The 26,285-nt window shown below is 63.0% G+C and carries 22 protein-coding genes; 13 read left to right on the forward strand and 9 right to left on the reverse strand.

Features of this window, described 5'->3' with window-relative positions:
- Window positions 1-71: 71 nt before the first annotated feature.
- The 5 genes from Cth01_RS13275 to Cth01_RS13295 form a co-directional block, all read right to left on the reverse strand.
- Entirely contained in the window at window positions 72-1,070 is a 999-nt protein-coding gene (locus Cth01_RS13275) for an L-threonylcarbamoyladenylate synthase (protein ID WP_045839389.1), read from the reverse strand.
- Window positions 1,071-1,261: 191 nt separating this feature from the next.
- Window positions 1,262-2,428, reverse strand: coding sequence for a 5-(carboxyamino)imidazole ribonucleotide synthase (locus Cth01_RS13280; RefSeq protein ID WP_045839390.1), 1,167 nt, complete (start codon window positions 2,426-2,428; stop codon window positions 1,262-1,264).
- A complete protein-coding gene (gene purE, locus Cth01_RS13285) occupies window positions 2,425-2,919 on the reverse strand; it encodes a 5-(carboxyamino)imidazole ribonucleotide mutase (protein ID WP_034350760.1) in 495 nt (164 codons plus the stop codon). Before purE ends, Cth01_RS13280 begins: the two co-directional genes overlap by 4 nt.
- Before the next feature lie 100 nt (window positions 2,920-3,019).
- The gene (locus Cth01_RS13290) at window positions 3,020-4,432 is read right to left on the reverse strand and encodes a hypothetical protein (protein ID WP_045839391.1); all 1,413 of its coding nucleotides are present in this window, start codon (window positions 4,430-4,432) and stop codon (window positions 3,020-3,022) included.
- A complete protein-coding gene (locus tag Cth01_RS13295; protein ID WP_034350752.1) occupies window positions 4,429-5,406 on the reverse strand; it encodes an ABC transporter ATP-binding protein in 978 nt (325 codons plus the stop codon). Before Cth01_RS13295 ends, Cth01_RS13290 begins: the two co-directional genes overlap by 4 nt.
- 319 nt (window positions 5,407-5,725) lie before the next feature.
- Between Cth01_RS13295 and trxA the strand changes: the two genes are divergently transcribed.
- From trxA to Cth01_RS13310, 3 genes are all read left to right on the forward strand, one after another.
- Window positions 5,726-6,676 (forward strand): thioredoxin, encoded by a 951-nt coding sequence (trxA, locus tag Cth01_RS13300; RefSeq protein WP_034394605.1) that lies wholly within the window; start codon window positions 5,726-5,728, stop codon window positions 6,674-6,676.
- A gap of 184 nt (window positions 6,677-6,860) precedes the next feature.
- A complete protein-coding gene (locus tag Cth01_RS13305; RefSeq protein ID WP_045839392.1) occupies window positions 6,861-7,907 on the forward strand; it encodes a nuclease-related domain-containing protein in 1,047 nt (348 codons plus the stop codon).
- Between the two features lie 52 nt (window positions 7,908-7,959).
- A complete protein-coding gene (locus tag Cth01_RS13310; protein ID WP_034351497.1) occupies window positions 7,960-8,448 on the forward strand; it encodes an META domain-containing protein in 489 nt (162 codons plus the stop codon).
- Between the two features lie 3 nt (window positions 8,449-8,451).
- Here Cth01_RS13310 and Cth01_RS13315 read toward each other — a convergent pair whose 3' ends face one another.
- From Cth01_RS13315 to Cth01_RS13325, 3 genes are all read right to left on the reverse strand, one after another.
- A complete protein-coding gene (locus Cth01_RS13315) occupies window positions 8,452-8,805 on the reverse strand; it encodes a ribbon-helix-helix domain-containing protein (RefSeq protein ID WP_045839393.1) in 354 nt (117 codons plus the stop codon).
- Between the two features lie 118 nt (window positions 8,806-8,923).
- On the reverse strand, window positions 8,924-9,505 hold the full coding sequence (locus Cth01_RS13320) for a DJ-1/PfpI family protein (protein ID WP_003060496.1): 582 nt from the start codon (window positions 9,503-9,505) through the stop codon (window positions 8,924-8,926).
- Window positions 9,506-9,564: 59 nt separating this feature from the next.
- The gene (locus Cth01_RS13325) at window positions 9,565-10,785 is read right to left on the reverse strand and encodes a mechanosensitive ion channel family protein (RefSeq protein WP_034382255.1); all 1,221 of its coding nucleotides are present in this window, start codon (window positions 10,783-10,785) and stop codon (window positions 9,565-9,567) included.
- Window positions 10,786-11,153: 368 nt separating this feature from the next.
- Here Cth01_RS13325 and leuS point away from each other — a divergent pair, with 368 nt between their 5' ends.
- From leuS to holA, 3 genes are all read left to right on the forward strand, one after another.
- Window positions 11,154-13,862, forward strand: a complete 2,709-nt coding sequence (leuS, locus tag Cth01_RS13330; protein WP_045839439.1) for a leucine--tRNA ligase — start codon at window positions 11,154-11,156, stop codon at window positions 13,860-13,862.
- Between the two features lie 164 nt (window positions 13,863-14,026).
- Window positions 14,027-14,539, forward strand: coding sequence for an LPS-assembly lipoprotein LptE (locus Cth01_RS13335; RefSeq protein ID WP_004340434.1), 513 nt, complete (start codon window positions 14,027-14,029; stop codon window positions 14,537-14,539).
- A gap of 133 nt (window positions 14,540-14,672) precedes the next feature.
- The gene (holA, locus tag Cth01_RS13340) at window positions 14,673-15,719 is read left to right on the forward strand and encodes a DNA polymerase III subunit delta (RefSeq protein WP_034382253.1); all 1,047 of its coding nucleotides are present in this window, start codon (window positions 14,673-14,675) and stop codon (window positions 15,717-15,719) included.
- A gap of 8 nt (window positions 15,720-15,727) precedes the next feature.
- Here the strand turns inward: holA and Cth01_RS13345 are convergent, their stop codons facing one another.
- Window positions 15,728-16,036: a hypothetical protein gene (locus tag Cth01_RS13345; RefSeq protein ID WP_045839394.1), complete on the reverse strand. Its 309-nt coding sequence runs from the start codon at window positions 16,034-16,036 to the stop codon at window positions 15,728-15,730.
- A 107-nt stretch (window positions 16,037-16,143) separates the two neighbouring features.
- Between Cth01_RS13345 and Cth01_RS13350 the strand changes: the two genes are divergently transcribed.
- The 7 genes from Cth01_RS13350 to gshB all read left to right on the forward strand — a co-directional run bounded on the left by Cth01_RS13350 (window position 16,144) and on the right by gshB (window position 26,110).
- Window positions 16,144-17,424 (forward strand): glutamate-5-semialdehyde dehydrogenase, encoded by a 1,281-nt coding sequence (locus Cth01_RS13350; RefSeq protein WP_045839395.1) that lies wholly within the window; start codon window positions 16,144-16,146, stop codon window positions 17,422-17,424.
- A gap of 83 nt (window positions 17,425-17,507) precedes the next feature.
- Window positions 17,508-18,968: a Trk system potassium transporter TrkA gene (trkA, locus tag Cth01_RS13355; RefSeq protein ID WP_034405556.1), complete on the forward strand. Its 1,461-nt coding sequence runs from the start codon at window positions 17,508-17,510 to the stop codon at window positions 18,966-18,968.
- Window positions 18,969-18,977: 9 nt separating this feature from the next.
- The gene (locus tag Cth01_RS13360; protein WP_004340449.1) at window positions 18,978-20,444 is read left to right on the forward strand and encodes a TrkH family potassium uptake protein; all 1,467 of its coding nucleotides are present in this window, start codon (window positions 18,978-18,980) and stop codon (window positions 20,442-20,444) included.
- Between the two features lie 78 nt (window positions 20,445-20,522).
- The gene (gene gshA / locus Cth01_RS13365) at window positions 20,523-21,818 is read left to right on the forward strand and encodes a glutamate--cysteine ligase (RefSeq protein ID WP_004340452.1); all 1,296 of its coding nucleotides are present in this window, start codon (window positions 20,523-20,525) and stop codon (window positions 21,816-21,818) included.
- 79 nt (window positions 21,819-21,897) lie between these two features.
- Window positions 21,898-23,766, forward strand: a complete 1,869-nt coding sequence (locus Cth01_RS13370) for a potassium transporter Kup (protein ID WP_045839396.1) — start codon at window positions 21,898-21,900, stop codon at window positions 23,764-23,766.
- A 138-nt stretch (window positions 23,767-23,904) separates the two neighbouring features.
- Complete coding sequence (locus Cth01_RS13375; protein ID WP_045839397.1) at window positions 23,905-25,083, forward strand: benzoate/H(+) symporter BenE family transporter; 1,179 nt, start codon at window positions 23,905-23,907, stop codon at window positions 25,081-25,083.
- Window positions 25,084-25,162: 79 nt separating this feature from the next.
- Entirely contained in the window at window positions 25,163-26,110 is a 948-nt protein-coding gene (gshB, locus tag Cth01_RS13380) for a glutathione synthase (RefSeq protein ID WP_045839398.1), read from the forward strand.
- Window positions 26,111-26,285 lie beyond the last annotated feature (175 nt).

Below are 26,285 nucleotides of genomic sequence, written 5' to 3' on the forward strand. Positions count from 1 at the left end.
TAGAGAAGACGTCTAATAAAGAAAACGAATAAAAATTTGTATCTTTACTTGAAAATCAGCTAAGCGACCGCTCAGCCCGCAGCCGCCGCACGTTGCAGGCGGTCGCGCACGCCTTCCCAGTCGGCGGTGTCGGGCGGGGTTTCGATCCAGATCAGCTTGGCGCCCCAGTCGTCGAAATTGCGCAGCATGCCGAACAGCTCGCGGGCCACGTCGCGCGGCTCGTCGGACATGCGGCGCAGCAGCAACTGGGCCGTTGTGACATTGAGGGGGCTGCGGTGATAGATGGCAATATTCCTGCCATCCTTGCCCAGGATGTCCAGTGCCGATTGCAGCTGCCCGGCATCCATGAGCCGCACCTTGGCGTTGGGCGCGTAGTGCGCCAAAAGCGTTCCCGATGCACGCGGGGTATCCGCAGTCAGCTCTTCTTTCGAGAGCGGTCGCAGGCCGCAGGCACGCGCTATATCGTCACGCGTGATGGCGCCGGGGCGCAGCAGCACGGGCACGCCCCGCGTGCAGTCGACGATGGTCGATTCAATGCCCACTTCGCAGGCGCCGCCATCGAGCACCAGCAGTTCTTCGCCAAACTCGGTGGCCACATGCTCGGCCGTCGTGGGGCTGACGCGGCCGAACTTGTTGGCGCTGGGGGCCGAGACGCCCCAGACCGGCGGATCGAGCTGCTGGCAGGCCTGCAGCACCGCATGGGCCACGGGGTGGGAGGGGCAGCGCAGGCCCACGCTGTCCTGACCGCCGGTCGATGCCTTGGCGGCATGCGGCAGGCGCGGCAGGATCAGGGTCAGCGGGCCGGGCCAGAACGCGTCGATCAACTGCTGGGCAAAGACCGGAACTTCCTTGGCATAGCGCGTGATGGCGGCGGCGTCGGCCACATGCACGATCAGCGGATGGTTGGCCGGGCGGCCCTTGGCGGCAAAGATCTGCGCCACGGCCGCATCGTTGTCGCTGTCCGCGGCCAGACCGTAGACCGTCTCGGTGGGCAGACCCAGCAGCCGGCCTTGCTGCAGCGCAGCAGCAGCGGCTTGCACCGAGGCTTCCAGCGTTCCATCCAAGATCATTTCAATTCCTCTTTCATGCACTGCGCCGCCGTATGTGCGGTGCTTTTGCGCTTGCAGAGCATCAGCGAAGGACGCCAAGCAAGGGCCGCCCCGCAGCGAGGGCGTCGTCCCCCTCCCGCGTAGCGAGAGAGGGGCGCCCGGCTAGGGGGAAGCGGCGGGGCCGCCTAGGCAAAGCCGCTCAGGGGGGGTTATCAGAACGCAGCAATGCCGAGGATTTCAGCGGCCTTCAAAGCGGTTTCACGCGCTTTTTCGGGACTTGCTGCGGTGATGTTCAAGTGGCCCATCTTGCGGGCGGGCTTGGCATCGACCTTGCCGTACAGATGCAGGTGGGCACCGGGCAGGGCCAGGATCTGATCCCAGGCCGGAGCCTTGGCGGTTTCGCCGTCCTTGAACCACAGATCGCCCAGCAGGTTGAGCATGACGGTGGCGCTGTGCTGGCGCGGCTGCACCAGGGGCAGATTGGTCATGCAGCGCACTTGCAGCTCGAACTGCGACACATCCATCGCGTTCTGGCTGTAGTGGCCGCTGTTGTGCGGGCGCGGGGCGATCTCGTTGACCACCAGCTGGCCGTTGTCCAGCACAAAGAATTCCACGCAGAGCACGCCCACGTAATCGAGGCCGATAGCTACGGATTTCGCAGCAGCTACCGCTTGCTCTGCCTGCGCTGCGGGCACGTTTCCTTCGTAGACCTCGGTCACGGCCAGAATGCCGTCGCGGTGCAGATTGCGCTGCACGGGCAGGTTGACGATGTCGCCATTGCGGCCGCGCGCCACGATGACCGAGCATTCATGCGCCAGCGGCAGCATTTTTTCGAGCACGCAGGCAACCTGCTTGAGCTCGCTCCAGGCCTTGACCAGCTCGTCGCGGGTCTTGACGCGGATCTGGCCCTTGCCGTCATAGCCCATGCGTGCGGTCTTGAGGATGCCGGGCAGCAGCGCGTCGTTGACGGCGGCCAGCTGCTCGGCCGTCTCGATCACGGCATAGGGGGCGCAGGGCACGCCGCACTTCACGAAGTGGGCTTTCTCGGCAGCGCGGTCCTGGGCGATCGCCACGGCAGAGCCGGCGGGCGATACGGGCAGGCTCTCGGCCAGCTTGTTCAGCGAGCCGGCGGGTACGTTTTCGAACTCGGTGGTCACGGCCGCGCAGAGTCTGGCCAGCTCGGCCAGGCCCTGAGGGTCTTCGTAGCCGGTGCGAACATGCTGGTGGCTCACCAGACCGGCGGGGCTGGTCTCGTCCTTGTCCAGCACGGCGGTGAAATAGCCCATGGCCTGTGCGGCATGGGCAAACATGCGGCCCAGCTGACCGCCGCCGAGCACGCCCAGCGTCGCGCCGGGCAGGATCACATCGGTGTTGCTCATGCGTTCACCGGCAGGGTCATATTGCGGGCGGCCTCGGTCTGCTCGACGCGGAAGGCTTCGAGCTTGGCGCGCAGCGCGGGGTCTTCGTTGGCCAGCAGGGCCACGGCAAACAGGGCCGCATTGGCAGCACCGGCATTGCCGATGGCAAAGGTGGCCACGGGCACGCCCTTGGGCATCTGCACGATGGAATGCAGCGAATCCACGCCTTGCAGATGGCGGCTGGCCACGGGCACGCCCAGCACCGGCACGGTTGTCTTGGCGGCAATCATGCCGGGCAGGTGGGCAGCACCGCCGGCGCCGGCGATGATGGCCTTGAGGCCACGGTCGGCTGCGGCTTCGGCAAAGCGGAACATGTCGTCCGGCATGCGGTGGGCCGATACGACCTGCGCTTCAAAAGCGATACCGAATTGCTGGAGGATGGCAACTGCGTGTTGCATGGTGTCCCAGTCGCTGCTGGAACCCATGACCACGCCAACTTGGATGGGGTTCATGTTCTTCAGGGCGCTGCCGCCCGGCCTAGTGGAACCCCTGATTTTACGGTTTCGCCGCATTGCCGCCCGACTGTGGGGCATAGCCGTCCGGGCAAAGCAACTATGACTCCCGGATATGGGCCGCCGCGTTATCGCGCGCAAAGCCCAGCACGCGGTCCCTGAAGACATGGATGACCCAGGCCAGCGTGACCAGGATCTGCAGGCTCAGGGAAGCCCAGGGCACATAGCTGAGCCAGGCACCGGCTTGCTCTATGCCGTCCGGCGAGCTCATCCACATGGCCACCACGGGCTGAACAAACATGGCACCTGTATAACCGCCCATGCCATAGGCCAGCAGCGGCGCGGCGATGTTGAGGATCAGCCAGGCGATGACAAACGAGGCCAGGGGAGACTTGAGCCTGCCCGCCAGCAGGGCGAAGCCGGTCAGCAGCAGGCAGTCGCGCAGCAGATGCAGACACAGATAGAAGGTAAAGCTGTTGAGCTTGCCGCTGATGGCCGCCTCCAGGCTTTGGGGGGCGAACAGCAGCAGCAAGGCCATGGCAAAGCCCAGCAGCAGGCTGACCGGCCACAGCGGCAGCGCCTCCAGCGCTTCGCGCCAGCGCTGGCGGCTGGCCGACCATTGAACCTGGCGCCAGGCGCGCAGATGCTGGTCCATGTGCTGCAGGGCGACATAGGCGGTGCCGATCAGCGCGATCCAGGCTGTGCTGCTGAAAAATTCGGCAATGCCCAGATTGAGCGAGCCGGCTGCGAAAAATCCAGTCAGCGCCAGACCCAGAGGCCAGGCCCAGGGCAGGGTGCGTACATCGAGTCGGGTGCAAAGCTGGCGCCACAGGGCCAGCAGCCCCAGGCCCAGCACCAGCACACCGGCCAGATAGGCCAGGCCCAGGCCGCCCACATTCAGGCCCCACCAGAACACAGGCTCGGCGTCGATGTCCACAATGCCTTTGTAGACATGGTCGATAAAGGGACCGGGGGCGAAGAACAGGATCAGCAGAGGCAGCAGTGCCGCTCGCCGGCGATTGATAGGCCTGTCCCTCAGCCCCCAGCTCATGAGCACGGAATTCATGGCCCAGGTCTGCAGGCCCAGGCCCCAGATCACGGCCAGGCCAATCGTGTGTTGCAACTTCAGGGGCTCCAGCGCCCAGAAGTGGGTCACACCCGCCACGGCCAGCGCAAACCACAGCACATACAGCCAGGCAGGCAAGGTGGCGCCCAGCAGCTTGCCCCAGGCCATCTGCCAGGGCGTGAGCACGGACAGACGTTGCCAGTCCCAGGTGTTCTGGCTGGCTTCCTCGGCCAGGCTGCGCCCGGCCAGCACGCTGCCATAGATGATGGCGGCCAGATACAGGCCGGCAATGGCGGTCGTGCTCAGCGTGCCGGGCAGACCCTTGGCAGAGGACAGGGCGAAGGGCAGGGCCAGGATGAGCAGGCTCAGGCCCAGGCTCCAGGCCAGCAGCGAGGGGCGCCAGTTCAGCCAGAGCTGGCGCTGGAATTCGGGATTGCGTTGGCTCATGCTTGCTCCTGACTTTCGGTATCGCGGGCCTGGGCAGTGCGGGCATAGCGGTCCTGCAGCCGCTCGCGCACCGGGTACAGCGCGGCGACGGGAATGCCGGCCTGCACCAGCTGGGCCAGCCATTGGGCGCGTGCGCCGGCGGCGGCCGGCAGCCAGAGCTGGATCGGGCGGCGGCCTGTGGTGTCGAAGTCCTGCACCGAGGTGCTCAGCAAGGCCTGACGCAGGCGGGCCTCAAGGCCTTCGCTTTGCTCCATGGCCACTTCCAGCGCATAGAGCTGGGGCTGCTGGCCGACAGCGGCGGGCTGGCCCGGGCCGTGGGCGTTTTGCAGCGCCTCATGGCTTTCGATGCGGCCGTCGCGGATGCTCAGGATATGGGTGCAGTACTCGTCCAGTTCGCTGAGGATGTGGCTGGAGACGATCAGCGTCATGCCCTGGGCCTGCAACTGGCGAAACAGCGTCGAGAGGCTGCTGCGCGCATCGGGATCGAGGCCGCTGGCCGGCTCGTCGAGCAGCAGCACGCCGGGCTGGTGGACGATGGCCTGGCCGATCGCCACCCGCTGGCGCTGACCGCGCGAGAGTTCGGTCGGGTGGCGGTGCAGCAGCTCCGTCAGGCCCAGCTGGGCGGCCACCTGCCGTACGCGGGCATCCACGTCACCGGGTGCAACGCCCATGGACAGGGCCGAGTACTGCAGGCAGCGCATCACGCTGAGCCGGTCGTACAGACCATAGAAGTCCGAGAGATAGCCCAGGTGGCGATGCACCTCGCGCGGCTGTTCCTCGACCGACAGGCCTTTGACACGGATATGGCCGGACAGCGGCTGCTCGAGGCCGGCGATGCAGCGCATCAGTGTGGATTTGCCAGCGCCGTTGGGGCCGACGAGTGCCGTCACGCTGCCCGCAGCGATGGACAGGCTCACGCCGTCGAGGGCGCGGTGGCCCGGATATTCAAACACCAGTTGTGAAACTTCAATCAAGTCTGCGCTCCTTGGTTCGCAAGCAATATAGCCCAGGGGCGAGCGTGGCTGCGGGGCGGTTACTCTTGAAACCGTAGCTGCTTGCGCATGTCATCCATTGTTTTTCGACATAAAACACCTTGAATCGACCTTGAAACAGGCGAAGGCTGCTCCCATCTGAGTAGCAAAGACCCGGTCCGCTCTGGTCTATGGCTTGCGCTCGTGCATTTGCGTGGAGAATCGCAGCATCGCGCGGTGGGCACTCTGCTGGAGTGGCCGGTTCGCAGACTTTTCAGCGCCGCTGCCCGCGTGGCAGCGCACAAGCAGCATTGGGAATCACATGATTGACGTCACCCTCGAGAATTTTGAAGCCGAAGTCGTAGCCGCCTCCATGGCCGTACCCGTGCTGGTGGACTTCTGGGCACCCTGGTGCGGCCCCTGCAAGACGCTGGGCCCGGTGCTCGAAAAGCTGGAAGTCGCCTATGAAGGCCGCTTCAAGCTGGTCAAGATCGACTCCGATCAGGAGCAGCAACTGGCCAGCATGTTCGGCATCCGCTCCATCCCGACCTGCGTGCTGATGATCGGCGGCAAGCCCGTGGATGGCTTCATGGGCGCCCAGCCCGAAGGCAAGCTGCGCGAGTTCCTGGACAAGCATCTGCCCTCCGAGGGCGAGCTGTCGGCCGAGGCTGACGCCGACGAAGCCCAGGCCCTGCTGGAGTCCGGCGACACCCAGGCCGCGCTGCAAAAGCTGGCCGATGCGCTGGCGGCCGACCCGGCCAACGACGATGCGCGCTTTGACTATGTGCGCCTGCTGATCGCCACCGGCAGCTTCGAGGAAGCTGCAGCCCTGCTGGCTGAGCCCGTCAAGCGCATTCCCCAGCCGCTGCGCTTCGAAGCGCTGAACCAGTGGCTCAAGGCGCTGGAATTTGCCGTGCAGGACGACAATGCCGATGTGGCCAAGTACGACGCCGCCATCGCCGCCAACAAGCGCGACTTCGACGCCCGCTTTGGCCGTGCGCGCGCGCTGCTGGCCCACAGCCAGTGGACCGATGCCATGGACGAGTTGCTGGAAATCATCATGCGCGACAAGACCTGGAACGAGCAGGCGGCGCGCAAGCTCATCGTCGGCGTGCTGGAGCTGCTGACCCCGCCCAAGCCCAAGAAGCAGGACGCCGTTCCCGGCAAGACCAGTGGCGGCATCGAGCTGCTGGGCAAGAACAGTGCCGAGCAGGACGAGGCGACGGCGCTGGTCAACAGCTATCGCCGCAAGCTGAGCATGGCGTTGAATTAAACCTCCCCCTGAGGCGCTTTGCCTGGGCGGCCCCGCACCTCCCTCTGGCCGGGCGCCCCTCTCTCTACGCGCTGCGCGTTATGGGAGGGGGGCGATGCCTTCGGCTGGGCGCCCCCGCCGCGAGGCGGCTCTTGCTTGGCATCTCTGACTTTTGTACGCGCCAGTTTTTGACATGGTGGGATCAATGAATCAGATTCTTTCCACGGCCTTTGATGGCCTGTTTTTGTATCTGGGGCTGGCGCTCGCATTCATGGTGCTGGCGGCCGTGCTGCGCTCGCCGCGCTTCAAGGGCTGGCGCGGCGAGCGGGCCGTGCAGGCAGCGATTCGCCGGCAGCTCGATCCGCTGGTCTATGTGGACATGCACAACGTCACCCTGCCCACGGCGGATGGCGGCAGCACGCAGATCGACCATCTGATCTTTTCGCCCTACGGCCTGTTTGTGCTGGAAACCAAGAACTTCCAGGGCTGGATCTTCGGCACCGAAAAGCAGCGCGAATGGACGCAGCAGATCTTCAGAAAGCGCAGCCGCTTCCAGAACCCGCTGCGCCAGAACTACAAGCACATCAAGACCTTGCAGTCGCTGCTGGACATCGCACCCGAGCATCTGCACTCGGTGATCGCATTTGTGGGTGACTGCGAGTTTAAGACCGAGATGCCGGCCCATGTCACGCGCGGCCTTGGCTTTGTCGGCCATATTCAGAGCTTTACCCAGCCCGTGTGGAGTCCCGAGCAAATGCAGGCGCTGCTGGACAAGCTCGAAGAACTGCGGCTGCAGCCCGGTCGTGCCACCGACAGGCGGCATGTGGCGCATGTCCGGCAGTTGCACAGCAAGGCGCGCAAACCCAGGCAGGAGCCGGTGGCGGAGGCCGCTGACCAGCTGGTCAGGCCGCCCGCGCCCGAGACGGTGGATGTTCTGCTGGAGCCTGTCATGCCGGCGCCGCCTTCGACAGCGGTCGATAGGGATCTGTCGGCGCAGGTGTCGCCCGCCCAGCCTGCCGTTGCGGCTCCTGCCAAGTTGGCTGACTCTGCGGCAGAGGCTGCAGAGCCGGTGCGGCACGGACGGGCCGATGCTGTGCCGGTCTGCCCGCAATGCGAATGGCCGTTGCGCAAGTTGCTGATGCAGCGCGGGCCGCTGGCGGGGCAGGCCATCTGGCGCTGTACCAATGCGGTGGCCTGCAGCTTTGTGCGCGGTGATCAGGTGCTTGCGCAAGCGTCTGAGACTCCTGAATAATGAGCTGCAAGCGCTTTGTCTGTATGCGTTGAAGGCCGCAAAGGTGTTTGTGATGACTGCTTTCTCGAAGCTGCATACCTTTCTTCGCCCGGCATTGAGCGCACTCCTGCTGTTGGGGAGCCTGGCAGTCGGCGCTGCGGATGCAGGGCCTGCAGCGTCCGAAGGCGAAGCCATGGCTGCCGTGCCGGCCCCGCTTCTCGATACCTACTGGAAACTGGTACAGCTGGGTGACGGCCCGCATGTCAGCGCCTATGACAATCAGCCCGAGCCGCATCTGGTGCTGGAGACCGGCAGCGGCCGTTTTCATGGCGCGGGCGGCTGCAATCGCCTGCGCGGCAACTACAGCCTGGACGGGCGCTGGCTGCGATTTTCGGACGTGGGCGGCACCCGCATGGCCTGTGTGCAGGGCATGCGTCGGGAGCAACTGCTGCTGGCAACCCTGGCTCAGGTCAGCAGCTACGCCGTGCAGGGACAGAAGCTGGTGCTCAGCGATGCCGAGGGGCGTGCGCTGCTGCGACTCGAGGCCGTGTATCTGCGCTGAACCTCAGTGCGTGAGTTGTGGGCTTGAGGACTTGAGTGACGAGGCATTGCCCAGCGAGCGAATCGGTATGCCCATGTCCTGTGGAATCTCGCCCGACAGCTGCAGCGCCAGATAGCGGGTGCAGCAGACGCGCAAAAAAGAGCTGAAGTTGTCCACCGCTCCGCGCTCGGCCAGCAGTTCGTCGTAGAGCTTGGTGCAGAGCTGGGGAACGGTATAGCCGTCCCGCGCGGCAATCTCTTCGAGTACCTGCCAGAACAGGTTTTCCAGCCGGATGCTGGTGGCGACTCCATGCAGCCGGATGGAGCGGGCCCGGTGGGCCCAGAGCCGGGGATCGGCGCTGATAAAGACCTGGCACATGGCGCGACTCTCCAAAACAAAACCGGACCATGGTGTGGCCCGGTGACTGCGGCGTCAAGAGGAGAACTCTTGAATTGATAGCTTGCTGCGATTGATGGGAAAGCGCTGGAGGCCGATTTCAGTGTGAAATCTTCGTGCCCAGCAGCGCGAGAAACTGGGCGATCCAGGCCGGATGGGCGGGCCAGGCCGGGGCGCTGACCAGATTGCCTTCGGTATGTGCCTGGTCGACGGGAATGTCGGCATAGCTGCCTCCGGCCAGTTCCACCTCGGCGCGGCAGGCGGGGTAGGCCGAGCAGGTGCGGCCCTTGAGCACGCCGGCCCCGGCCAGCAGTTGCGCGCCATGGCAGACGGCGGCCACGGGCTTGTTGGTGTCGAAGAAGTGACGTACGGCGGCGCGCACGCTTTCATAGCCGCGCAGATACTCGGGGCCGCGGCCGCCGGGGATGACCAGGGCGTCGTACTGCTCGGGCTTCACATCGGCAAACGTGGCGTTGAGCGTGAAATTGTGGCCGGGCTTTTCGCTATAGGTCTGTGCGCCTTCAAAGTCGTGGATGGCGGTCTTGATCTGGTCGCCGGCCTTTTTGTCGGGGCAGACCGCGTGCACGGTATGGCCTACGGCCAGCAGGGCCTGGAACGGGACCATGGTTTCATAGTCCTCGCAGTAGTCGCCGCAAATCATCAAAATTTTCTTGCCTGCCATGGTCTGTCTCCTTGTGGTTGGGTCAGGCCATTGTGGGCAGTCAGGGCACGCGGCAGGTATTAACGGGCTACTACATCGGGACGGGCGGGCGGATAGTGGGTGCCGTAGTCCGACGAGCGCTGGTACAGCGTCAGCCCGAACTGCGGCAGCACACCGATCAGATGGTCGAAGATTTCGCCCTGTATGCCTTCGTACTCCACCCAGACGGTGGTGTTGGTGTAGCAGAACAGCTGCAGCGGCAGCCCCGTGGGCGATGTCTCCATGGTGCGCACCATGAGGAACATGCCCGGGCCTTTGCCAATGCGCGGATGGCCCATCAGATAGGCGTAGGCATAGGCCTTGAAGGCGGCCAGATTCGTCACCTGGTGGGCGGCGATGGCCTGGGTTGGCATGGCGGCCTCGGCCGCGCCGGGCATGGCCTGCAGGCCGTCGCGCTCGCTCCAGTAGGGTTGCAGCAGCGCGATATGGCCCATGCCTGCGCGCTCCTCGGGCGAGAGCAGATGCACGGTGTTGGCGTCCAGGTTCAGCGAGCGCATGATGCGGCGTCCGCCCGAGTCGAACATGCCGCGCCAGTTCTTGAAGCTGTCCGTCATCAGCCGCCAGGTGGGAATGGTGGTGATGGTCTTGTCCCAGTTCTGCACCTTGACGGTGTTGAGCGCGATATCGGTCACAAAGCCGTCGGCGCCGACCTGGGGCATCTCTATCCAGTCGCCCACGCGCAGCATGTCGTTGCTGCCGAGCTGAACGCCGGCGACAAAGGAGAGGATGGTGTCCTTGAAGACCAGCATCAGCACGGCCGACATGGCGCCCAGGCCCGAGAGCAGCAGCAGCGGCGAGCGGTCCATCAGCGTGGCCACGATGAGCACCACGGCAAAGCTGCAGACCAGCAGCTTGCCCAGTTGCACATAGCTCTTGATGGAGTGGGTCTGGACGGCGGCTTTGCGTGCCTCGTCGCGTTCATGGGCCTCGTTCGTGGCATTGAGCAGATCGCACAGCGCGCGTGCCAGGTGGTAGAGCGTGAAGGCAACCGCCACATTGGTGATCAGCGTGGTCCAGCGCGGCTCCAGATGCGGCACGCCTTGCACGCCGAACTGCACGATCAGCGAGGGCACGACCTTGGCCAGGCGGCGCAGCACCTTGTCGTGCATGAGGATTTGGGCCCAGCCGGTCCTGAGGGTGTCGCGCATACGGCGAAAGACCTTGAGCCCCAGCCACTGGGTCAGCCAGCCGGCCACAAGAGCGGTCAGGGCCAGGATGCAGAGCGAGGCCAGCATTTGCATGGCGGGATTCCAGTCAGAAACAAAAGACCAGCGGGAAAGCAAGAGCAGCTCCTCAGAAGAATGGACCGGGGCAGGAGCGCAAGTCTGGCAACTTCGGGCAGAAGGCAGGCGATGGCGTCGGGCACGGAAACAGGCCGGTCAGACCGGCTGGCGTGCAAAAAGTTCAGCAATGTGTGAACAGCCACTAGCTTACGCAAAGCCGTATTTCCCAGCGTGGCGTGCAGGAAGGCCGCCCGGATGGCGCAGCGGGTTCTGCGGTCATGCGGGGCTAAAACGGCGCAAGCGGTCGGGCAGCCTAAAATCCCTGCTGATTTCAGATTTCTACCTTGCCGGGTCCCAAGTGGGGCTGGCGGCCACTGCACTGCACCATGCAAGAAAAATTCAACCACATTGAGGTCGAGCGCGCCGCGCAAGACCACTGGCAAGCCAAGGACGCCTACCGCGTCACCGAAGACGGCAGCAAGCCCAAGTACTACGCCTGCTCCATGCTGCCCTACCCCAGCGGCAAGCTGCACATGGGCCATGTGCGCAACTACACCATCAACGACATGCTCACGCGTCAGCTGCGCATGAAGGGCTACAACGTCCTCATGCCCATGGGCTGGGACGCCTTCGGCCTGCCTGCCGAGAACGCTGCGCTGAAGAACAAAGTGCCGCCCGCCAAGTGGACGTACGAGAACATCGCGTACATGAAAAAGCAGATGCAGGCCATGGGCCTGGCCATCGACTGGAGCCGCGAGGTTGCCACCTGCGACCCCGAGTACTACAAGTGGAACCAGTGGCTGTTCCTCAAGATGCTGGAAAAAGGCATTGCCTACCGCAAGACCCAGGTGGTGAACTGGGACCCGGTGGATCAGACCGTGCTGGCCAACGAGCAGGTCATCGACGGCCGTGGCTGGCGTACCGGCGCGCTGGTGGAAAAGCGCGAGATTCCCGGCTACTACCTGGGCATCACCAACTACGCACAGGAGCTGCTGGACCATGTGCAGGTCGGCAACGAGAAGGCCACATTGAATGGCTGGCCCGACAAGGTGCGCCTGATGCAGGAGAACTGGATCGGCAAGTCCGCCGGCGTGCGCTTTGCGTTCACCCATGACATCAAGGGGGCTGACGGCCAACTGATCCAGGACGGCAAGATGTATGTCTTCACCACGCGTGCAGACACCATCATGGGCGTGACCTTCTGTGCGGTTGCCCCCGAGCACCCGCTGGCGCTGCACGCTGCGGCCTCCAGCCCCGAGCTGGCCGCCTTCATCGAAGAATGCAAAAAGGGTGGCACGACAGAGGCCGAACTGGCCGTCAAGGAAAAGGAAGGCAAGCCCACGGGCCTGTTCGTCACCCATCCCATCACTGGCGCGCAGGTCGAGGTGTGGATCGGCAACTATGTGCTGATGAGCTATGGCGACGGCGCCGTGATGGGCGTGCCCGCCCACGACGAACGCGACTTCGCCTTCGCCAACAAGTACGGCCTGCCCATCAAGCAGGTGGTGGCCGTGGAAGGCCAGGCCGCTTATGACGACAAGCAGTGGAACGACTGGTATGGCGACAAGGAGCGCGGCGTACTGATCAACTCCGGCGATCTCGACGGTCTGAACCACAAGGATGCGGTGCAGGCCGTGGCCAAGATTGTGGGCGACAAGGGCCTGGGCGAGCTCAAGACCACCTGGCGCCTGCGCGACTGGGGCATCAGCCGTCAGCGCTACTGGGGCACCCCCATCCCCATCATTCATTGCGCCGATTGCGGTCCTCAGCCCGTGCCCGAGAAGGATCTGCCCGTGGTCCTGCCCCAGGATCTGGTGCCCGATGGCTCCGGCAATCCGCTGGTCAAGTCCGAGGCCTTCCACGCAGGCGTGGTCTGCCCCTGCTGCGGCAAGCCTGCCCGCCGTGAAACCGACACCATGGACACCTTCGTGGATTCGTCCTGGTACTTCATGCGCTATTGCGACGCCAAGAACAGCGAGCAGATGGTGGCCGACGGCGCCGATTACTGGATGCCCATGGACCAGTACATCGGCGGCGTGGAACACGCCATCCTGCACCTGCTGTATGCGCGCTTCTGGACCAAGGTCATGCGCGACCTGGGCCTGGTCAAGATCGACGAGCCCTTCACCAAGCTGCTGACCCAGGGCATGGTGCTCAACCACATCTACAGCCGTCGCACGGCCAAGGGCGCCAAGGAATACTTCTGGCCCAAGGATGTGGAGCATGTGTTCGACGACTCCGGCAAGATCATCGGCGCCAAGCTCAAGGTCGAAGTGGACAGCGCCGACGGCCTGCTGCCCGTGGGTACCGCCATCGATTACGAGGGCGTGGGCACCATGTCCAAGTCCAAGAACAACGGCGTGGACCCGCAGGATCTGATCGAGAAGTACGGCGCCGACACCGCACGTCTGTACACCATGTTCACCTCGCCCCCCGAGCTGACGCTGGAGTGGAACGACGCCGCCGTGGAAGGCAGCTATCGCTTCCTGCGCCGCGTCTACAACTTCGGCAGCAAGCTGACAGGCATGGACATGGCTTCTGCGGTGCAGGGCGTGGCCGGCGCCAAGTCGCTGGACGATGTGGAATTCGGCAAGGCGGCCAAGGCCCTGCGTCTGGAAATCCACAACGTGCTCAAGCAGGTCGAGTACGACTACTCGCGCATGCAGTACAACACCGTGGTGTCCGGCGCGATGAAGATGATCAATGCGCTGGAAGACTTCAAGGCCCTGGATGACACCGGTGCCAAGGTGGCGCTGATCGAAGGCTTCGGCATTCTGCTGCGCGTGCTCTACCCCGCTACGCCCCATCTGGCGCATGTGCTGTGGAGCGAGCTGGGCTATGCCAACCACCTGGGCGATCTGCTCGATGCCCCCTGGCCGCAAGTCGATCCCAAGGCCCTGGTGCAGGACGAGATATCGCTGGTGCTGCAGGTCAACGGCAAGCTGCGCGGTGCGATTCTGGTTTCCGCCACTGCCGACAAGGCTGCCATCGAGGCGGCTGCACTGGCCAATGAGGAGTACCAGAAGTTTGCCGAAGGCCGTGCACCCAAGAAGATCATCGTGGTGCCAGGTCGTTTGGTGAATATTGTCGTGTGACCGGAGTCTCCCCCTGAGGCGCTTCGCGCCCAGGCGGCCCCGCCTTCCCCCTCTCTCGCTTCGCGGGAGGGGGACAATACCTTCGCTGCGGGGCGGCTTTTGCTCGGTATTTCTGGAGCAGGAGGCGATGCTCGCAGCAGAGCTTGAAGATTAGAGGACAGTTGATGCAAAAACGTACGCTGCTGGCCGCCATGGCCTTGACGCCTTTGCTGGGGGCCTGCGGCTTTCGCCTGCGCGGTGCGCCGAATTTTGTGTTTCGCTCCATTTATGTGCAGGCGGGGCGTGGTGCGCCCGTGGGCACTTTGCTGCGTCGCAGTCTGGAATCGAGCAGCGATCAATTGACCGTGGTCAAGGACCCGGCATCGCCCGACACCGCCGAGGTGATCTGCCAGATCATCAGCGAGCAGGCCCAGCGCGTGATCATCGGCTCCAACGTGGCTGGCCAGGTGCGTGAAATCGAACTGCGCCTGATCGTGCGCTTCTCGTTGCGCACGCCCGGCGGCGATGAGCTGATCGAGCCGGTCGAGATTCGCCAGATTCGCAACGTGACTTATAACGAAACCAATGCCTTGTCCAAGGCAGTAGAAGAGGAAATGCTGAACAAGGACATGCGCAACGACATCGTGCAGCAGATCATTCGCCGTCTGGCTGCGGTCAAGAGCCTGCAGGTGTCATAAGCCATTGCCTGAGTTGCTGCGCGGCGGTCCCGGGCGGAGGCCGCGAGTCGCCGGCGATGCGCCGGTGAATCTGATAGCTGCTGACGCTTGAATTCAGGGCGTTTCAGATACTTTTTATAGAAAACTTTTCTCCATGCAGCTTGCGCTGAACCAGCTTCCCTCCCATCTGGCCAAGGGCTTGCGCTCGCTCTATGTGCTGCATGGCGATGAGCCCTTGCAGCAGCAGGAAGCGGCCGACGCGATTCGTGCAGCGGCGCGTGCTCAGGGCTATACCGAGCGCAGCAGCTATACCGTCATGGGTGCGCACTTTGACTGGAGCGGCGTGCTGGCGGCCGGCGGCAGCCTGAGCCTGTTTGCGGACAAGCAGATTCTCGAAATTCGCATTCCCAGCGGCAAACCCGGCAAGGATGGCAGTGCTGCGCTGCAGCAGCTGGCCAGCAGCGCCCAGGGCAACGACAGCACGCTGACCCTGATCAGTCTGCCGCGTCTGGACAAGGCCACCAGGACCGGGGCCTGGTTTGGGGCGCTGGACGGCAACGGTGTCTCGATCCAGGTCGACCCGGTGGAGCGCGGTGCGCTGCCGCATTGGATTGCCCAGCGTCTGGCGCTGCAGAACCAGCGCGTGGCGGCCGGGGAAGAAGGTCAGCGCACGCTGCAGTTCTTTGCCGACCGTGTGGAAGGCAATCTGCTGGCCGCGCACCAGGAGATTCAGAAACTGGCCCTGCTGCACCCCGAGGGCGAGCTGAGCCTGGCGCAGGTGGAGCAGGCCGTGCTCAATGTGGCGCGCTACGACGTGTTCAAGCTGTCCGAGGCCGTGCTCTCGGGCCAGGTGGCGCGCAGCATGCGCATGCTGGACGGCCTGCAGGCTGAAGGCGAGGCCGAGGTGCTGGTGCATTGGGCGCTGGCCGAGGACATTCGCAACATCAAGCGCGTGAAAGATGCCATGGCGGGCGGCAAGCCCCTGCCCATGGCGCTGCGCGAAAATCGCATCTGGGGCCCCAAGGAGAGGCTGATGGAGCGGCTGCTGCCGCGTGTCAGCGATGCACGTGCGGCCGAGTTGCTCCAGGCTGCCCATGCCGTGGACGGCATTGTCAAAGGCCTGCCCAGCGCGGGCTGGCCACGCGACAGCTGGCAGGCCCTGCGGCAGCTGGCCATGCAGCTGGCCCAGGCCGGGCGCTGATTTGCGACTCAGTCGGGATTGGCAGTGAGCTGGGCTTGGGCCTTGTCGGCCCATAGGCGCAGATTGTCCAGCAGGTCCTTCTGGCTGAAGGAGCAGCTTTCCTCGGTGAACAGCGCGCTGGATTCGAGCCGGTCCAACAGGTTGAGCAGCACCTCGCCATAGCGTGGCGGCAGTGCCGCAAGCAATGTGGTCGCGGCGCGTGCCTGCTGGCCGAGGGCGCTGGCGCTGATCTGTGAGTGGGCGAGCTGCTCGAATCCGCTGCGCAGCTGCTGGAGCTGGCGGGCGCTTTCCTGTAGCGCTGTGGTGTTGTGGCTCATAACTCTCCTTGCGATTCAGAGGCCGAGTGTAGGTGTCAGCAGGGCCATAAACCCCCTCATGGTCGGGCTTGTCTGCGCAACTTGCTTATCTCGGCGAAAATCACGCCATGAACGCGCTCAATACCGTCGAATACATGCACAACCTCGGTGTACAGGCAAAAGCCGCCTCTGCACTGATGGCGCGTGCGTCTGCAGCTACTAAAAACAAAGCACTCAAGGCGCTGGCCCGTCTGCTTCGCGAGAACGTCGAGCCGCTGCAGATCGACAATGCCCGCGATCTGGAGCGTGCCGTGGCCAATGGCCTGTCGGCGCCCATGGTCGACAGGCTGCGACTGACGCCCAAGGTGCTGGAGACCTGCGCCGAAGGCTGCGAGCAGCTGGCTGCCATGCCCGATGTGATCGGCGAGATCAGCGGCCTCAAGCAAATGCCCAGCGGTATCCGCGTGGGCCAGATGCGTGTGCCCCTGGGCGTGTTCGGCATGATTTATGAAAGCCGCCCGAATGTGACCATCGAAGCGGCCAGCCTCTCGATCAAGAGCGGCAATGCCTGCATTTTGCGCGGTGGCTCGGAGGCGATTGACTCGAACAAGGCGCTGGCCAAGCTGGTGGCCCAGGCGCTGGCCGAGGCCGGTCTACCTGAAGACGGTGTCAAGCTGGTGGAGACCACCGACCGTGACGCCGTGGGTCAACTCATCGCCATGCCCGACTATGTGGACGTCATCATCCCCCGTGGCGGCAAGGGCCTGATCGAGCGCATCAGTCGCGAGGCCAAGGTGCCCGTCATCAAGCATCTGGATGGCAATTGCCACACCTATGTGGATGATCCCTGCGACATCGCCATGGCCGTGAAGGTGGCCGACAACGCCAAGACCAACAAGTACAGCCCCTGCAACGCCAGCGAAAGCCTGCTGGTGGCACGCGCCGTGGCTGCAGACTTCCTGCCCAGGATCGGTGTCGTCTATGCCGCCAAGGGCGTGGAGATGCGCTGCGATGCCGAGGCCCTGGCTATTTTGCAGACTGTCAAGGATGCCAAGCTGGCCCAGGCCGTGGAGCAGGACTGGTACGAGGAATATCTGGCCCCCATCATCAGCGTGAAGCTGGTGGACGGTGTGGACGAGGCCATTGCACACATCAACAAGTACTCCAGCCACCATACGGAGTCGATTCTGACCACCAATCACCTGCATGCGCAGAAATTCCTGCGCGAGGTCGATTCGGCCAGCGTCATGGTCAATACCAGCACCCGCTTTGCCGATGGCTTCGAGTTCGGACTCGGCGCCGAGATCGGCATCAGCACCGACAAGTTCCATGCGCGTGGGCCGGTGGGCATCGAGGGCCTGACTTCGCTCAAATACGTGGTCTTGGGCGACGGCGAAGTCCGCTCCTGAAATCCGTCTTCCGGAGAGGCTGCAGGCGCGGTCTTTTCCGGATATGACTCAATGCCGCAGCTTGGATCCCTTTCCATAACACCATGAAAATCATTATTCTGGGTGCCGGGCGCGTAGGCCAGAGTGTGGCCGAAAGTCTGGTGTCCGAGCAAAACGGAATCACCGTCATCGACACGGATGCGCGAGCATTGCGTGAGCTGGAGTCGCGCTTCGACCTGCGCGGCGTGGTTGGCAACGGCATCGATCCCCAGGTGCTGGCTGAAGCGGGCGCCAAGGATACCGACCTGCTGATCGCCTGTGCCTCCATGGACGAGACCAACCTGGTCTGCTGCAAGATTGCCCAGGCCGTGTTCGATATTCCGACCCGTATTGCGCGGGTGCGCTCGTCCAGCTTTGCGGTGGACGACCCGGTGCTTGGCAAGGAGGGTTTTGCGGTCGATCGCATCATCTGTCCCGAGGAATCGGTCACCCATTACATCCGCAAGCTCATCGAATACCCGGAAGCCATGCAGGTGCGCGCCTTTGCGGGCGGTCGGGCCGCATTGGCCTCGGTGCGCGCGCGCGCCGGCGCGCCTGCTGTGGGCCTGCAGATTGCCCAGGTGCGAGAGCGCATGCCCGAGCTGGCCATGCGCATCGTGGCGATCTACCGCCGTTTCATGGACGAGCCAGACCGGTTTGTGCGCTGCGACGGGGCCACGCGCATAGAGCCCGGCGACGAGGTCTTCATGCTGGCAGCGACCGAGCATGTGTCCGAGGCTCTCAAGGCCATCAATCTGCCCGAAGGCCGCCCGAGCCGGCCGGTGTTCCGCATCATGATTGCGGGCGGAGGTCAGGTCAGCCTGCGGCTGGCCAGGAAGCTGGCGCAGACGCCCGGGCGCTTTCACGTCAAGATCATCGAGTCCAACGCCCAGCAATGTCTGAGCCTGTCGTCGGCGCTGCCTGCCGAAGTGCTGGTGCTGGAGGGTGATGCCACCGATGAGGCCCTGCTGGAGGAAGAGGGCATCGAGGAGGTGGATCTGTTCCTCGCGCTGACGGACGACGATGAGGACAACATCATGTCCAGCCTGCTGGCCAAGCGCATGGGCGCGCGCCGTGTTCTGTCGCTGATCAATCGCCGCGCCTATGCTGACCTGATGCACGGTACGCAGATCGATATTGCGCTGTCGCCGGCGCAGGCCATGTTGGGCGAGTTCCTTGCTTACGTGCGCCGCGGCGATGTGCAGGCCGTGCACAGCCTGCGCCGCGGCGTGGCCGAGGCACTGGAGATCGTGGCGCGCGGCGACCGCAAAAGCTCGCGTGTGGTGGGGCGCAAGGTGGAAGAGCTGCGCCTGCCCGAGGAAGTGCATATCGGTCTCATCGTGCGCGGCATTCCAGAAGGCAAGACCTGCGAGGAAGTGGCGGGCACGGCATTGGAGACCGAGGTCATCATTCCGCGCAGCCATACCGTAATCGAATCCGGCGACCATGTGGTGTTCTTTCTGCCCAACAAGCGACTGGTGCGCAACGTGGAAAACCTGTTCCGCGTCAGCGCCACCTTTTTCTAAGCTGCACACATGAAAGACCTGCTTCCTGTCCTGCGTGTGCTGGGCATGCTGATGATCATGTTTGCCGGCGCCATGCTGCTGCCCTTTGGCATCTCCTGGTTCACGCAGGATGGCATCTGGCGCATCTATCCCTGGTCGATCGGACTGACGGTAGGCGTGGGCCTGCTGCTGTGGGGGGGGCTGCACCGTCACAAGCAGGATCTGCAACCGCGCCATGGCGTGATTCTGGTGACCCTGGTCTGGGTAGTGCTGCCGCTGTGCGCCATGGTGCCGCTGATGATGGGGCTGAACCGGGTGGGCATTTCCATCAGTCTCACCCATGCCTACTTCGAGGCCGTATCGGGCCTGACGACGACCGGGGCCACGGTGCTCAGCGGTCTGGATCAGTTGCCGGTGTCCATCAATGTCTGGCGTACCTTCATGCAATGGATGGGGGGTATGGGGATACTGATTCTGGCCGTGGCCGTGTTGCCACTGCTGGGTGTCGGCGGTGCTCAGCTTTTCAGAGCGGAAGCTGCAGGTCCCGTCAAGGACACCAAGCTCACGCCGCGTATTACCGAGACGGCCAAAGGCCTGTGGGGTGTGTACGCGCTGTTCTCCATTGGCTGTTTTCTGACCTTCTGGGCCTGCGGCATGCAGCCGCTGGATGCGCTGATGCATATGTTCGCCACGGTGAGCCTGGGCGGGCTGTCGTCGCACGATGCCAGCTTTGCCTATTTCAACTCGCCGCTGCTGGAGGCCGCGGCCTTGCTGTTCATGTTGCTGGCAAGTTGCAACTTTGCGCTGTACTTCGTGGCCATGCGCAAGGGGCGTATCGATAGTTTCATGCGCGACCCCGAAATGCGCGCCACGATCGGCGTGTTGCTGGGCTCGGGCCTGCTGGTGGCGCTGCTGCTCTGGGTCAAGGGGGTCTATGGGCCGCTCGATGCCTTGCGCAACGGCATGTTCCACACGGTCTCGGTCGCCACGACCACCGGCTTTTCCACCACGGACTATCTGTCCTGGCCGGTGTTCATTCCTGTTTTGCTGTTGCTGTTGTCGGGGGTGGCCACCAGCGCAGGCTCGACCGGCGGCGGCATCAAGATGGTGCGCATGCTGATTCTGGTCAAGCAGGCCAGGCGCGAGATGACACGTCTGGTGCACCCGCGAGCCGTGCAGCCGGTGCGGCTGGGCGATGCGGTGGTAGATAACCCGATGATTTTTTCGGTGCTGGCCTACATGCTGGTTTACGGTGCCACCGTCATTGTGCTGAGCATGGTGCTGCTGCTGACCGATCTCGACCCTCTGACCGCGTTCTCTGCCGTGCTGGCCAGCGTGCACTGCATGGGACCGGGACTGGGCGCGGTTGGCCCATCATCCAACTACACGGTGTTGACGGATTTCCAGATCTGGGTGTGTACTCTGGGCATGCTGTTGGGGCGGCTCGAGATACTGAGTTTCATGGCTTTGCTGTCACCGGCGTTCTGGCGTCGTTGAAACAAAGACTGGGGAAAACACCTATCTCATGCTTCAATCTCTACAATTGCCCCCCACCATCGTCTCCTGAGGGTATTTATGGTTCCACATCTCGTCACGGCTTTGACCGGCCCCATTAACGAACTTGAGCAGCGCATTCTTGACTCCATGCCTGCCATTGAGCGTTGGTTCCGCCTGGAATGGATGGAGCACACGCCGCCGTTCTACTGTTCGGTGGATATTCGTAATGCGGGTTTCAAGCTGGCACCGGTGGATACCAACCTGTTTCCTGGCGGCTGGAACAACCTGACCGATGAAATGCTGCCACTGGCTGTCCAGGCTGCGATGGCTGCCATCGAAAAGATATGCCCCGAGGCGCGCAATCTGCTCATCATTCCCGAGAACCACACGCGCAACACCCACTATCTGGCCAGCGTGCTGCAGCTCAAGCGCATCTTCAGCATGGCGGGTCTCAATGTGCGCATCGGCTCCATCAGCCCCGAGATTAAGAAGACGCTGTCCATCACGCTGCCCCTGGGCGACGAGATCAAGCTGGAGCCGGTGATCCGCAGCAAGCGCCGTCTGGGCCTCAAGGATTTCGACCCCTGCACCATTTTGCTCAACAACGACCTCTCCACCGGCGTGCCCGGCATCATCGAGGAGCTGTACGAGCAATACCTGCTGCCGCCGCTGCATGCAGGCTGGAATGTGCGCCGCAAGAGCCGTCACTTCCAGAGCTACGAGGAAGTCGGCAAGCGCTTCGGCAAGCTGCTGGGCATCGACCCCTGGCTGATCAACCCCTTGTTCGGTCATGTGGAGAACATCGACTTTGCCGAAGGCACGGGCATGGAGGCCCTGGCCGAGCAGGTGGACGTGATCCTCTCCAAGGTGCGCCGCAAGTACAAGGAATACGGCATCAAGGAAAAGCCGTTTGCCGTGGTCAAGGCCGACAACGGCACTTATGGCATGGGCGTGATGACCGTGCGCGACGCCAAGGAGCTGGCTGCGCTGCCGCGCAAGAGCCGCAACAAGATGGGCGTCATCAAGGACGGCCAGACCGTGCATGACGTCATCGTGCAGGAGGGCGTGCTGACCTATGAGCGCATGCACAACGCCGTGGCCGAGCCCGTGGTCTACATGATGGATCGCTATGTGGTGGGCGGTTTCTACCGCATGCACCCCGAGCGCGGCGAGGACGAGAACCTCAATGCTCCCGGTGCGGGCTACGTGCCCCTGGCTTTCCAGCAGAGCAACCACCTGCCTCAGGCCAGCGCACGTCCGGGCGCCAGCGCACCCAACCGCTTCTATATGTATGGCGTGATAGCACGTTTGGCCATGTTGGCGGCCAGCTACGAGTTGGAAGCCACTAATCCCGACGCAGAAATTTACGACTGATTTCGCAGGCGCTGAGGACAGCGCACAATGCCGACAATTTGATCACTTGGTGACTGCCTTACGAGTCGCTTCCTGAACCGTGCAAAATTCGAAATCCTCGCTAGGCGCCCTGACCCTGGGCGCGATCGGTGTCGTCTACGGAGACATCGGAACCAGTGTTTTGTACTCGGTCAAGGAGGTTTTCGGCTCAGGCTATGTGCCGTTCACGCCGGACAACGTCTATGGCGTGCTCTCGGTACTGTTCTGGACGCTCACGGTCATCGTCTCCCTCAAGTACGTGACCCTGGTGCTGCGCGCCGACAACAACGGCGAGGGCGGGCTGGTGGCCATGCTGGCCCTGGCCTCGCAGACGGTCAAGGACAGGCCGCGACTGTCCAGCACGTTGTTTCTGGTGGGTATGTTCGGCACCTCGCTTTTCTATGGCGATGGCGTTATCACTCCGGCGATTTCCGTGCTCTCTGCGGTCGAGGGCCTGGAGGTCATCTCGCCACATTTCACCAAGGCCGTGATTCCGCTGACGCTGGTGATTCTGTTTCTGCTGTTCTTCGTGCAAAAGCGCGGCACCGCAGGCATAGGCAAGTTCTTTGGCCCTGTCACCGTGACCTGGTTTGCCTGTATCGCCCTGCTGGGTGTGCACCAGATCATGGGGCATCCGGAAATACTGGCGGCACTCAGCCCGCATTACGCGGTCCGCTTCATCTGGAACAGCCCGGGCATCAGCTTCATCATTCTGGGCTCGGTCGTGCTCTGTGTGACGGGGGCCGAGGCGTTGTACGCCGATCTCGGGCACTTCGGCAAAAAGCCTATCCGTCTGGCCTGGTTCAGCGTTGCCATGCCGGCGCTGACCTTGAATTACTTCGGTCAGGGCGCTTTGTTGCTGGCCAATCCCGAGGCAGTCAAGAACCCGTTTTTCATGATGGCGCCCAGCTGGGCGCTGCTGCCGCTGGTCATCATGGCCACCATGGCCACGGTGATCGCCTCGCAGGCGCTGATCACGGGGGCCTTCAGCGTGACGCGTCAGGTCATTCAGCTGGGCTACTTCCCTCGTTTTGAGGTACGCCACACCAGTGTGAAGGAGACCGGCCAGATCTATATGCCTCTGGTCAACTGGGGTCTGTTTGTGGCGATTGCGCTGGCTGTTCTGCTGTTTCGCAATAGCGGCAATCTGGCGGCGGCCTACGGTATTGCGGTGACGCTGGACATGCTGATCACCACCATGCTGACCTTCTTTGTCATCCGCTATCGCTGGAACTATTCGCTGGCCTTGTGCCTGCTGGCGACGGGCTTCTTCTTCGTGGTGGATCTGGCTTTCTTCGCCTCGAATCTGCTCAAGCTGTTTGAAGGCGGCTGGTTCCCGCTGCTGATCGGTGGCACGGTCTTTACCCTGATGATGACCTGGCGCCGAGGGCGCGAGCTGCTGCATCAGAAGTTGCAGGCGGATGCGCTGGATCTGCGTCAGTTTCTGGAATCCACCTGGCGTCATCCGCCCACGCGCGTGCCCGGCACGGCGGTTTTCCTCTCGGGGGAGCCCGGCACCGTGCCGCATGCGCTTCTCCATAACCTCAAGCACAACAAAGTGCTGCATGAGCGCAATCTCTTTGTGACCGTACGCAACCACGAAGTGCCCTGGGTCGGGATGGACAAGCGGGTGGAGTCCGAGTCGCTGGGCGGCGACTGCTGGGAAGTCATCATCCACTACGGCTTCAAGAACGAGCCCGATGTGCCTGCGGCGCTGGCGCAGCTGCGTACCCAAGGCTGCAAGCTGGACTCCATGTCCACCAGCTATTTCCTGTCGCGTGATGTGATCATCCCGCGCATGAACAACTCCATGGCGCACTGGCGCGAAAAGCTGTTTGCGCAGATGCACAAGAATGCGAGCCGGGTGGCTGATTTCCTGCACCTCCCGAGCAACTCGGTAGTGGAGCTGGGCTCCAAGATCGAGCTGTAAATACTTTGAGTCAAATAGGCCTTTGGCTCTTTATCAGCAGGCGCTGATAGCTATTGATTTTGATGTGATGATGGGCTTCGTCATTCGCGCTTACGCGGAGTGCATCATTTTGGGTGGGGCTGGTGCCAGAATGCACGGATGCGCTTTTTCAAAGACTTGAGCCCTGCCGCCGTGGCCGCAGGCTTTGTGGCCGTGCTTGTGGGCTTTACCAGCTCGGTAGCCCTGGTGTTTCAGGCGGCGCAGGCGTTTCATGCCACGCCTGAGCAGATTACTTCCTGGATTTGGGCGCTGGGCCTGGGCATGGGTCTGTGCTCGCTGGTCCCGTCGCTGATTCTGCGCATGCCGGTCATGGTGGCCTGGTCCACCCCAGGGGCGGCGGTGCTGGCGACCGCCGGGCTGGCGGGTGGTTTCTCCATGGGGGAGGCGATCGGTGCCTTTATTGTCAGCGCGGCACTCATCATTCTGGTGGGGGTGACCGGCTGGTTCGAGCGCATCATGAACCGCATCCCCATGGAAATTGCGTCGGCCCTGCTGGCCGGCGTGCTGGCCAAGTTCGGCATGCAGGCTTTCTCTGCGGCCGAAACCAATCTGTCCCTGGTGCTGGTCATGCTGCTTGCCTATCTGCTTTCGCGGCGTATGGCGCCTCGCTATGCGGTCATCATCACCCTGCTGGCCGGAACCGCCTGGGCGGCGCTGAGCGGGCAGATGCAGTGGTCGGCCGTGCATGGCGGGCTGGCCATGCCGGTCTATACGGCTCCCGAGTTCTCGCTGCAGGCGCTCATCAGCCTGGCGTTGCCCCTGTTTGTCGTGACCATGGCTTCGCAGAATCTGCCGGGCGTGGCGGTGATCCGTGCCACGGGCTATCCGATACCGGTGTCCAAGGTCATCAGCATGACCGGCGTGGCGACCTTGTTGCTGGCGCCGTTTGGCGGCTATGCCCTCAACCTCAGCGCCATCACGGCGGCGATCTGCATGGGAGACGAGGCGCATGCGGACAGGGATAAGCGCTATACCGCTGCTGCTGTGTGCGGACTGCTATATATTTTGATAGGTGTCTTTGGTGCGGTGGTCACGGGCCTGCTGACGGCCTTTCCCAAGGAGCTGGTGGCCTGCATCGCCGGACTGGCCCTGCTGGGCTCCATAGGCGGCGGCATGGCGACGGCCTTCAAGGAGGAAAAGCACCGAGAGGCAGCGCTCATCACCTTTCTGGTCACGCTCAGCGGCGTTGTCATCGCAGGGGTGGGCTCAGCCTTCTGGGGCGTGGTCGCTGGCAGCCTGGCCTTGCTTGTCCAGAGCCTGCGTGCGCGCAGGACCTGAGTATCTGCCGTCATATTGTGGTGTTTTGCCCGGCTGGGCATGATGCCGGTATCTACCTCTACCGCTAGAGTTTTTCACCATGCAAATACTGTTTGTTGCCGATCCGCTGGAATCCTTTGTCATCTACAAGGACTCCACCTTTGCCATGATGCGTGAGGCTCAACGCCGAGGACACCAGATCGTGGCCTGCGAGCCTCGCCATATCTCCTGGCAAAGCGGCGGCAAGGTCATGGCGCAGGTGCGCCACATCAGCCTGACCGGGGAACAAGACCGCTGGTTTGAGGAGACGCGAAGCGCTTTGACGGCACTGGCAGATTTTGATGCCATCGTCATGCGCAAGGATCCGCCCTTCGATTCCGAGTTCTTCTACGCCACGCACATGCTCGGTCAGGCCGAGCGTGAGGGCGCCAAGGTCTTCAACAAACCCAGCGCACTGCGCGAGCATCCCGAAAAGCTCGCCATCATGGAGTTTGCACAGTTCATCTCGCCCACCCTGGTCACGCGCAGCGCCCAGGACATCCGTGCTTTTCATGCAGAGCACAAGGACATCATCCTCAAGCCGCTGGACGGTATGGGCGGCATGGGCATCTTCCGGGTTGGCGAAGACGGTCGCAATCTCGGCAGCATCATCGAAACCCTGAATCAGGGCGGCTCCACCAGCGTCATGGTGCAGAAATTCCTGCCCGACATCGTTCATGGCGACAAGCGGGTGCTCATCATCGGCGGCAAGCCCGTGCCGTTCTGCCTGGCACGCATTCCGCAGGGCAATGAGGTGCGCGGCAATCTGGCGGCTGGCGGCAAGGGGGTTGCCCAGCCATTGGCGCAGCAGGACAAGGCAATTGCCGAGTTCATTGGGGAGCGTTTGGTGCAGCGTGGCCTGCTATTGATCGGACTGGATGTGATTGGTCACAACGTCACCGAGATCAATGTGACCAGTCCCACCTGCTTCCAGGAGATCTTTGATCAGACCGGCTGCGATGTGGCAGCGCTGTTTGTTGATGCACTGGAGCAGGCAGCTAGCGCCTGAGAAGCGACAAAGAACCCCGGCAGGCAAGGCCTGCCGGGGTTCTTTGTCTGGATGTCCGTGCGGATGTTGCCTGGCCTGCCAAAATCTGTGTACAATGCAAGGCTTCACTGAGCGAAATGCAAATTTTTGCTAGTCGATCTGAAAGAAATCAGACGGCAAAGTTGTGATAGAATTC

Origin of the sequence: Comamonas thiooxydans (assembly GCF_000964545.1) — a bacterium.
GTDB lineage: Bacteria > Pseudomonadota > Gammaproteobacteria > Burkholderiales > Burkholderiaceae_C > Comamonas > Comamonas thiooxydans.

Excerpts from the sequence above, each read along its gene's own strand:
- trkA (WP_034405556.1), top strand. The coding sequence starts at position 17,508 with ATGAAAATCATTATTCTGGGTGCCGGGCGCGTAGGCCAGAGTGTGGCC.
- Cth01_RS13280 (WP_045839390.1), bottom strand. The coding sequence starts at position 2,428 with ATGAGCAACACCGATGTGATCCTGCCCGGCGCGACGCTGGGCGTGCTC.
- Cth01_RS13320 (WP_003060496.1), bottom strand. The coding sequence starts at position 9,505 with ATGGCAGGCAAGAAAATTTTGATGATTTGCGGCGACTACTGCGAGGAC.
- Cth01_RS13305 (WP_045839392.1), top strand. The coding sequence starts at position 6,861 with ATGAATCAGATTCTTTCCACGGCCTTTGATGGCCTGTTTTTGTATCTG.
- Cth01_RS13325 (WP_034382255.1), bottom strand. The coding sequence starts at position 10,785 with ATGCAAATGCTGGCCTCGCTCTGCATCCTGGCCCTGACCGCTCTTGTG.
- purE (WP_034350760.1), bottom strand. The coding sequence starts at position 2,919 with ATGAACCCCATCCAAGTTGGCGTGGTCATGGGTTCCAGCAGCGACTGG.
- Cth01_RS13275 (WP_045839389.1), bottom strand. The coding sequence starts at position 1,070 with ATGATCTTGGATGGAACGCTGGAAGCCTCGGTGCAAGCCGCTGCTGCT.
- Cth01_RS13345 (WP_045839394.1), bottom strand. The coding sequence starts at position 16,036 with ATGAGCCACAACACCACAGCGCTACAGGAAAGCGCCCGCCAGCTCCAG.
- gshA (WP_004340452.1), top strand. The coding sequence starts at position 20,523 with ATGGTTCCACATCTCGTCACGGCTTTGACCGGCCCCATTAACGAACTT.
- gshB (WP_045839398.1), top strand. The coding sequence starts at position 25,163 with ATGCAAATACTGTTTGTTGCCGATCCGCTGGAATCCTTTGTCATCTAC.
- Cth01_RS13315 (WP_045839393.1), bottom strand. The coding sequence starts at position 8,805 with ATGTGCCAGGTCTTTATCAGCGCCGATCCCCGGCTCTGGGCCCACCGG.
- Cth01_RS13350 (WP_045839395.1), top strand. The coding sequence starts at position 16,144 with ATGAACGCGCTCAATACCGTCGAATACATGCACAACCTCGGTGTACAG.
- Cth01_RS13290 (WP_045839391.1), bottom strand. The coding sequence starts at position 4,432 with ATGAGCCAACGCAATCCCGAATTCCAGCGCCAGCTCTGGCTGAACTGG.
- Cth01_RS13335 (WP_004340434.1), top strand. The coding sequence starts at position 14,027 with ATGCAAAAACGTACGCTGCTGGCCGCCATGGCCTTGACGCCTTTGCTG.
- Cth01_RS13360 (WP_004340449.1), top strand. The coding sequence starts at position 18,978 with ATGAAAGACCTGCTTCCTGTCCTGCGTGTGCTGGGCATGCTGATGATC.
- Cth01_RS13375 (WP_045839397.1), top strand. The coding sequence starts at position 23,905 with ATGCGCTTTTTCAAAGACTTGAGCCCTGCCGCCGTGGCCGCAGGCTTT.
- trxA (WP_034394605.1), top strand. The coding sequence starts at position 5,726 with ATGATTGACGTCACCCTCGAGAATTTTGAAGCCGAAGTCGTAGCCGCC.
- Cth01_RS13310 (WP_034351497.1), top strand. The coding sequence starts at position 7,960 with ATGACTGCTTTCTCGAAGCTGCATACCTTTCTTCGCCCGGCATTGAGC.
- holA (WP_034382253.1), top strand. The coding sequence starts at position 14,673 with ATGCAGCTTGCGCTGAACCAGCTTCCCTCCCATCTGGCCAAGGGCTTG.
- leuS (WP_045839439.1), top strand. The coding sequence starts at position 11,154 with ATGCAAGAAAAATTCAACCACATTGAGGTCGAGCGCGCCGCGCAAGAC.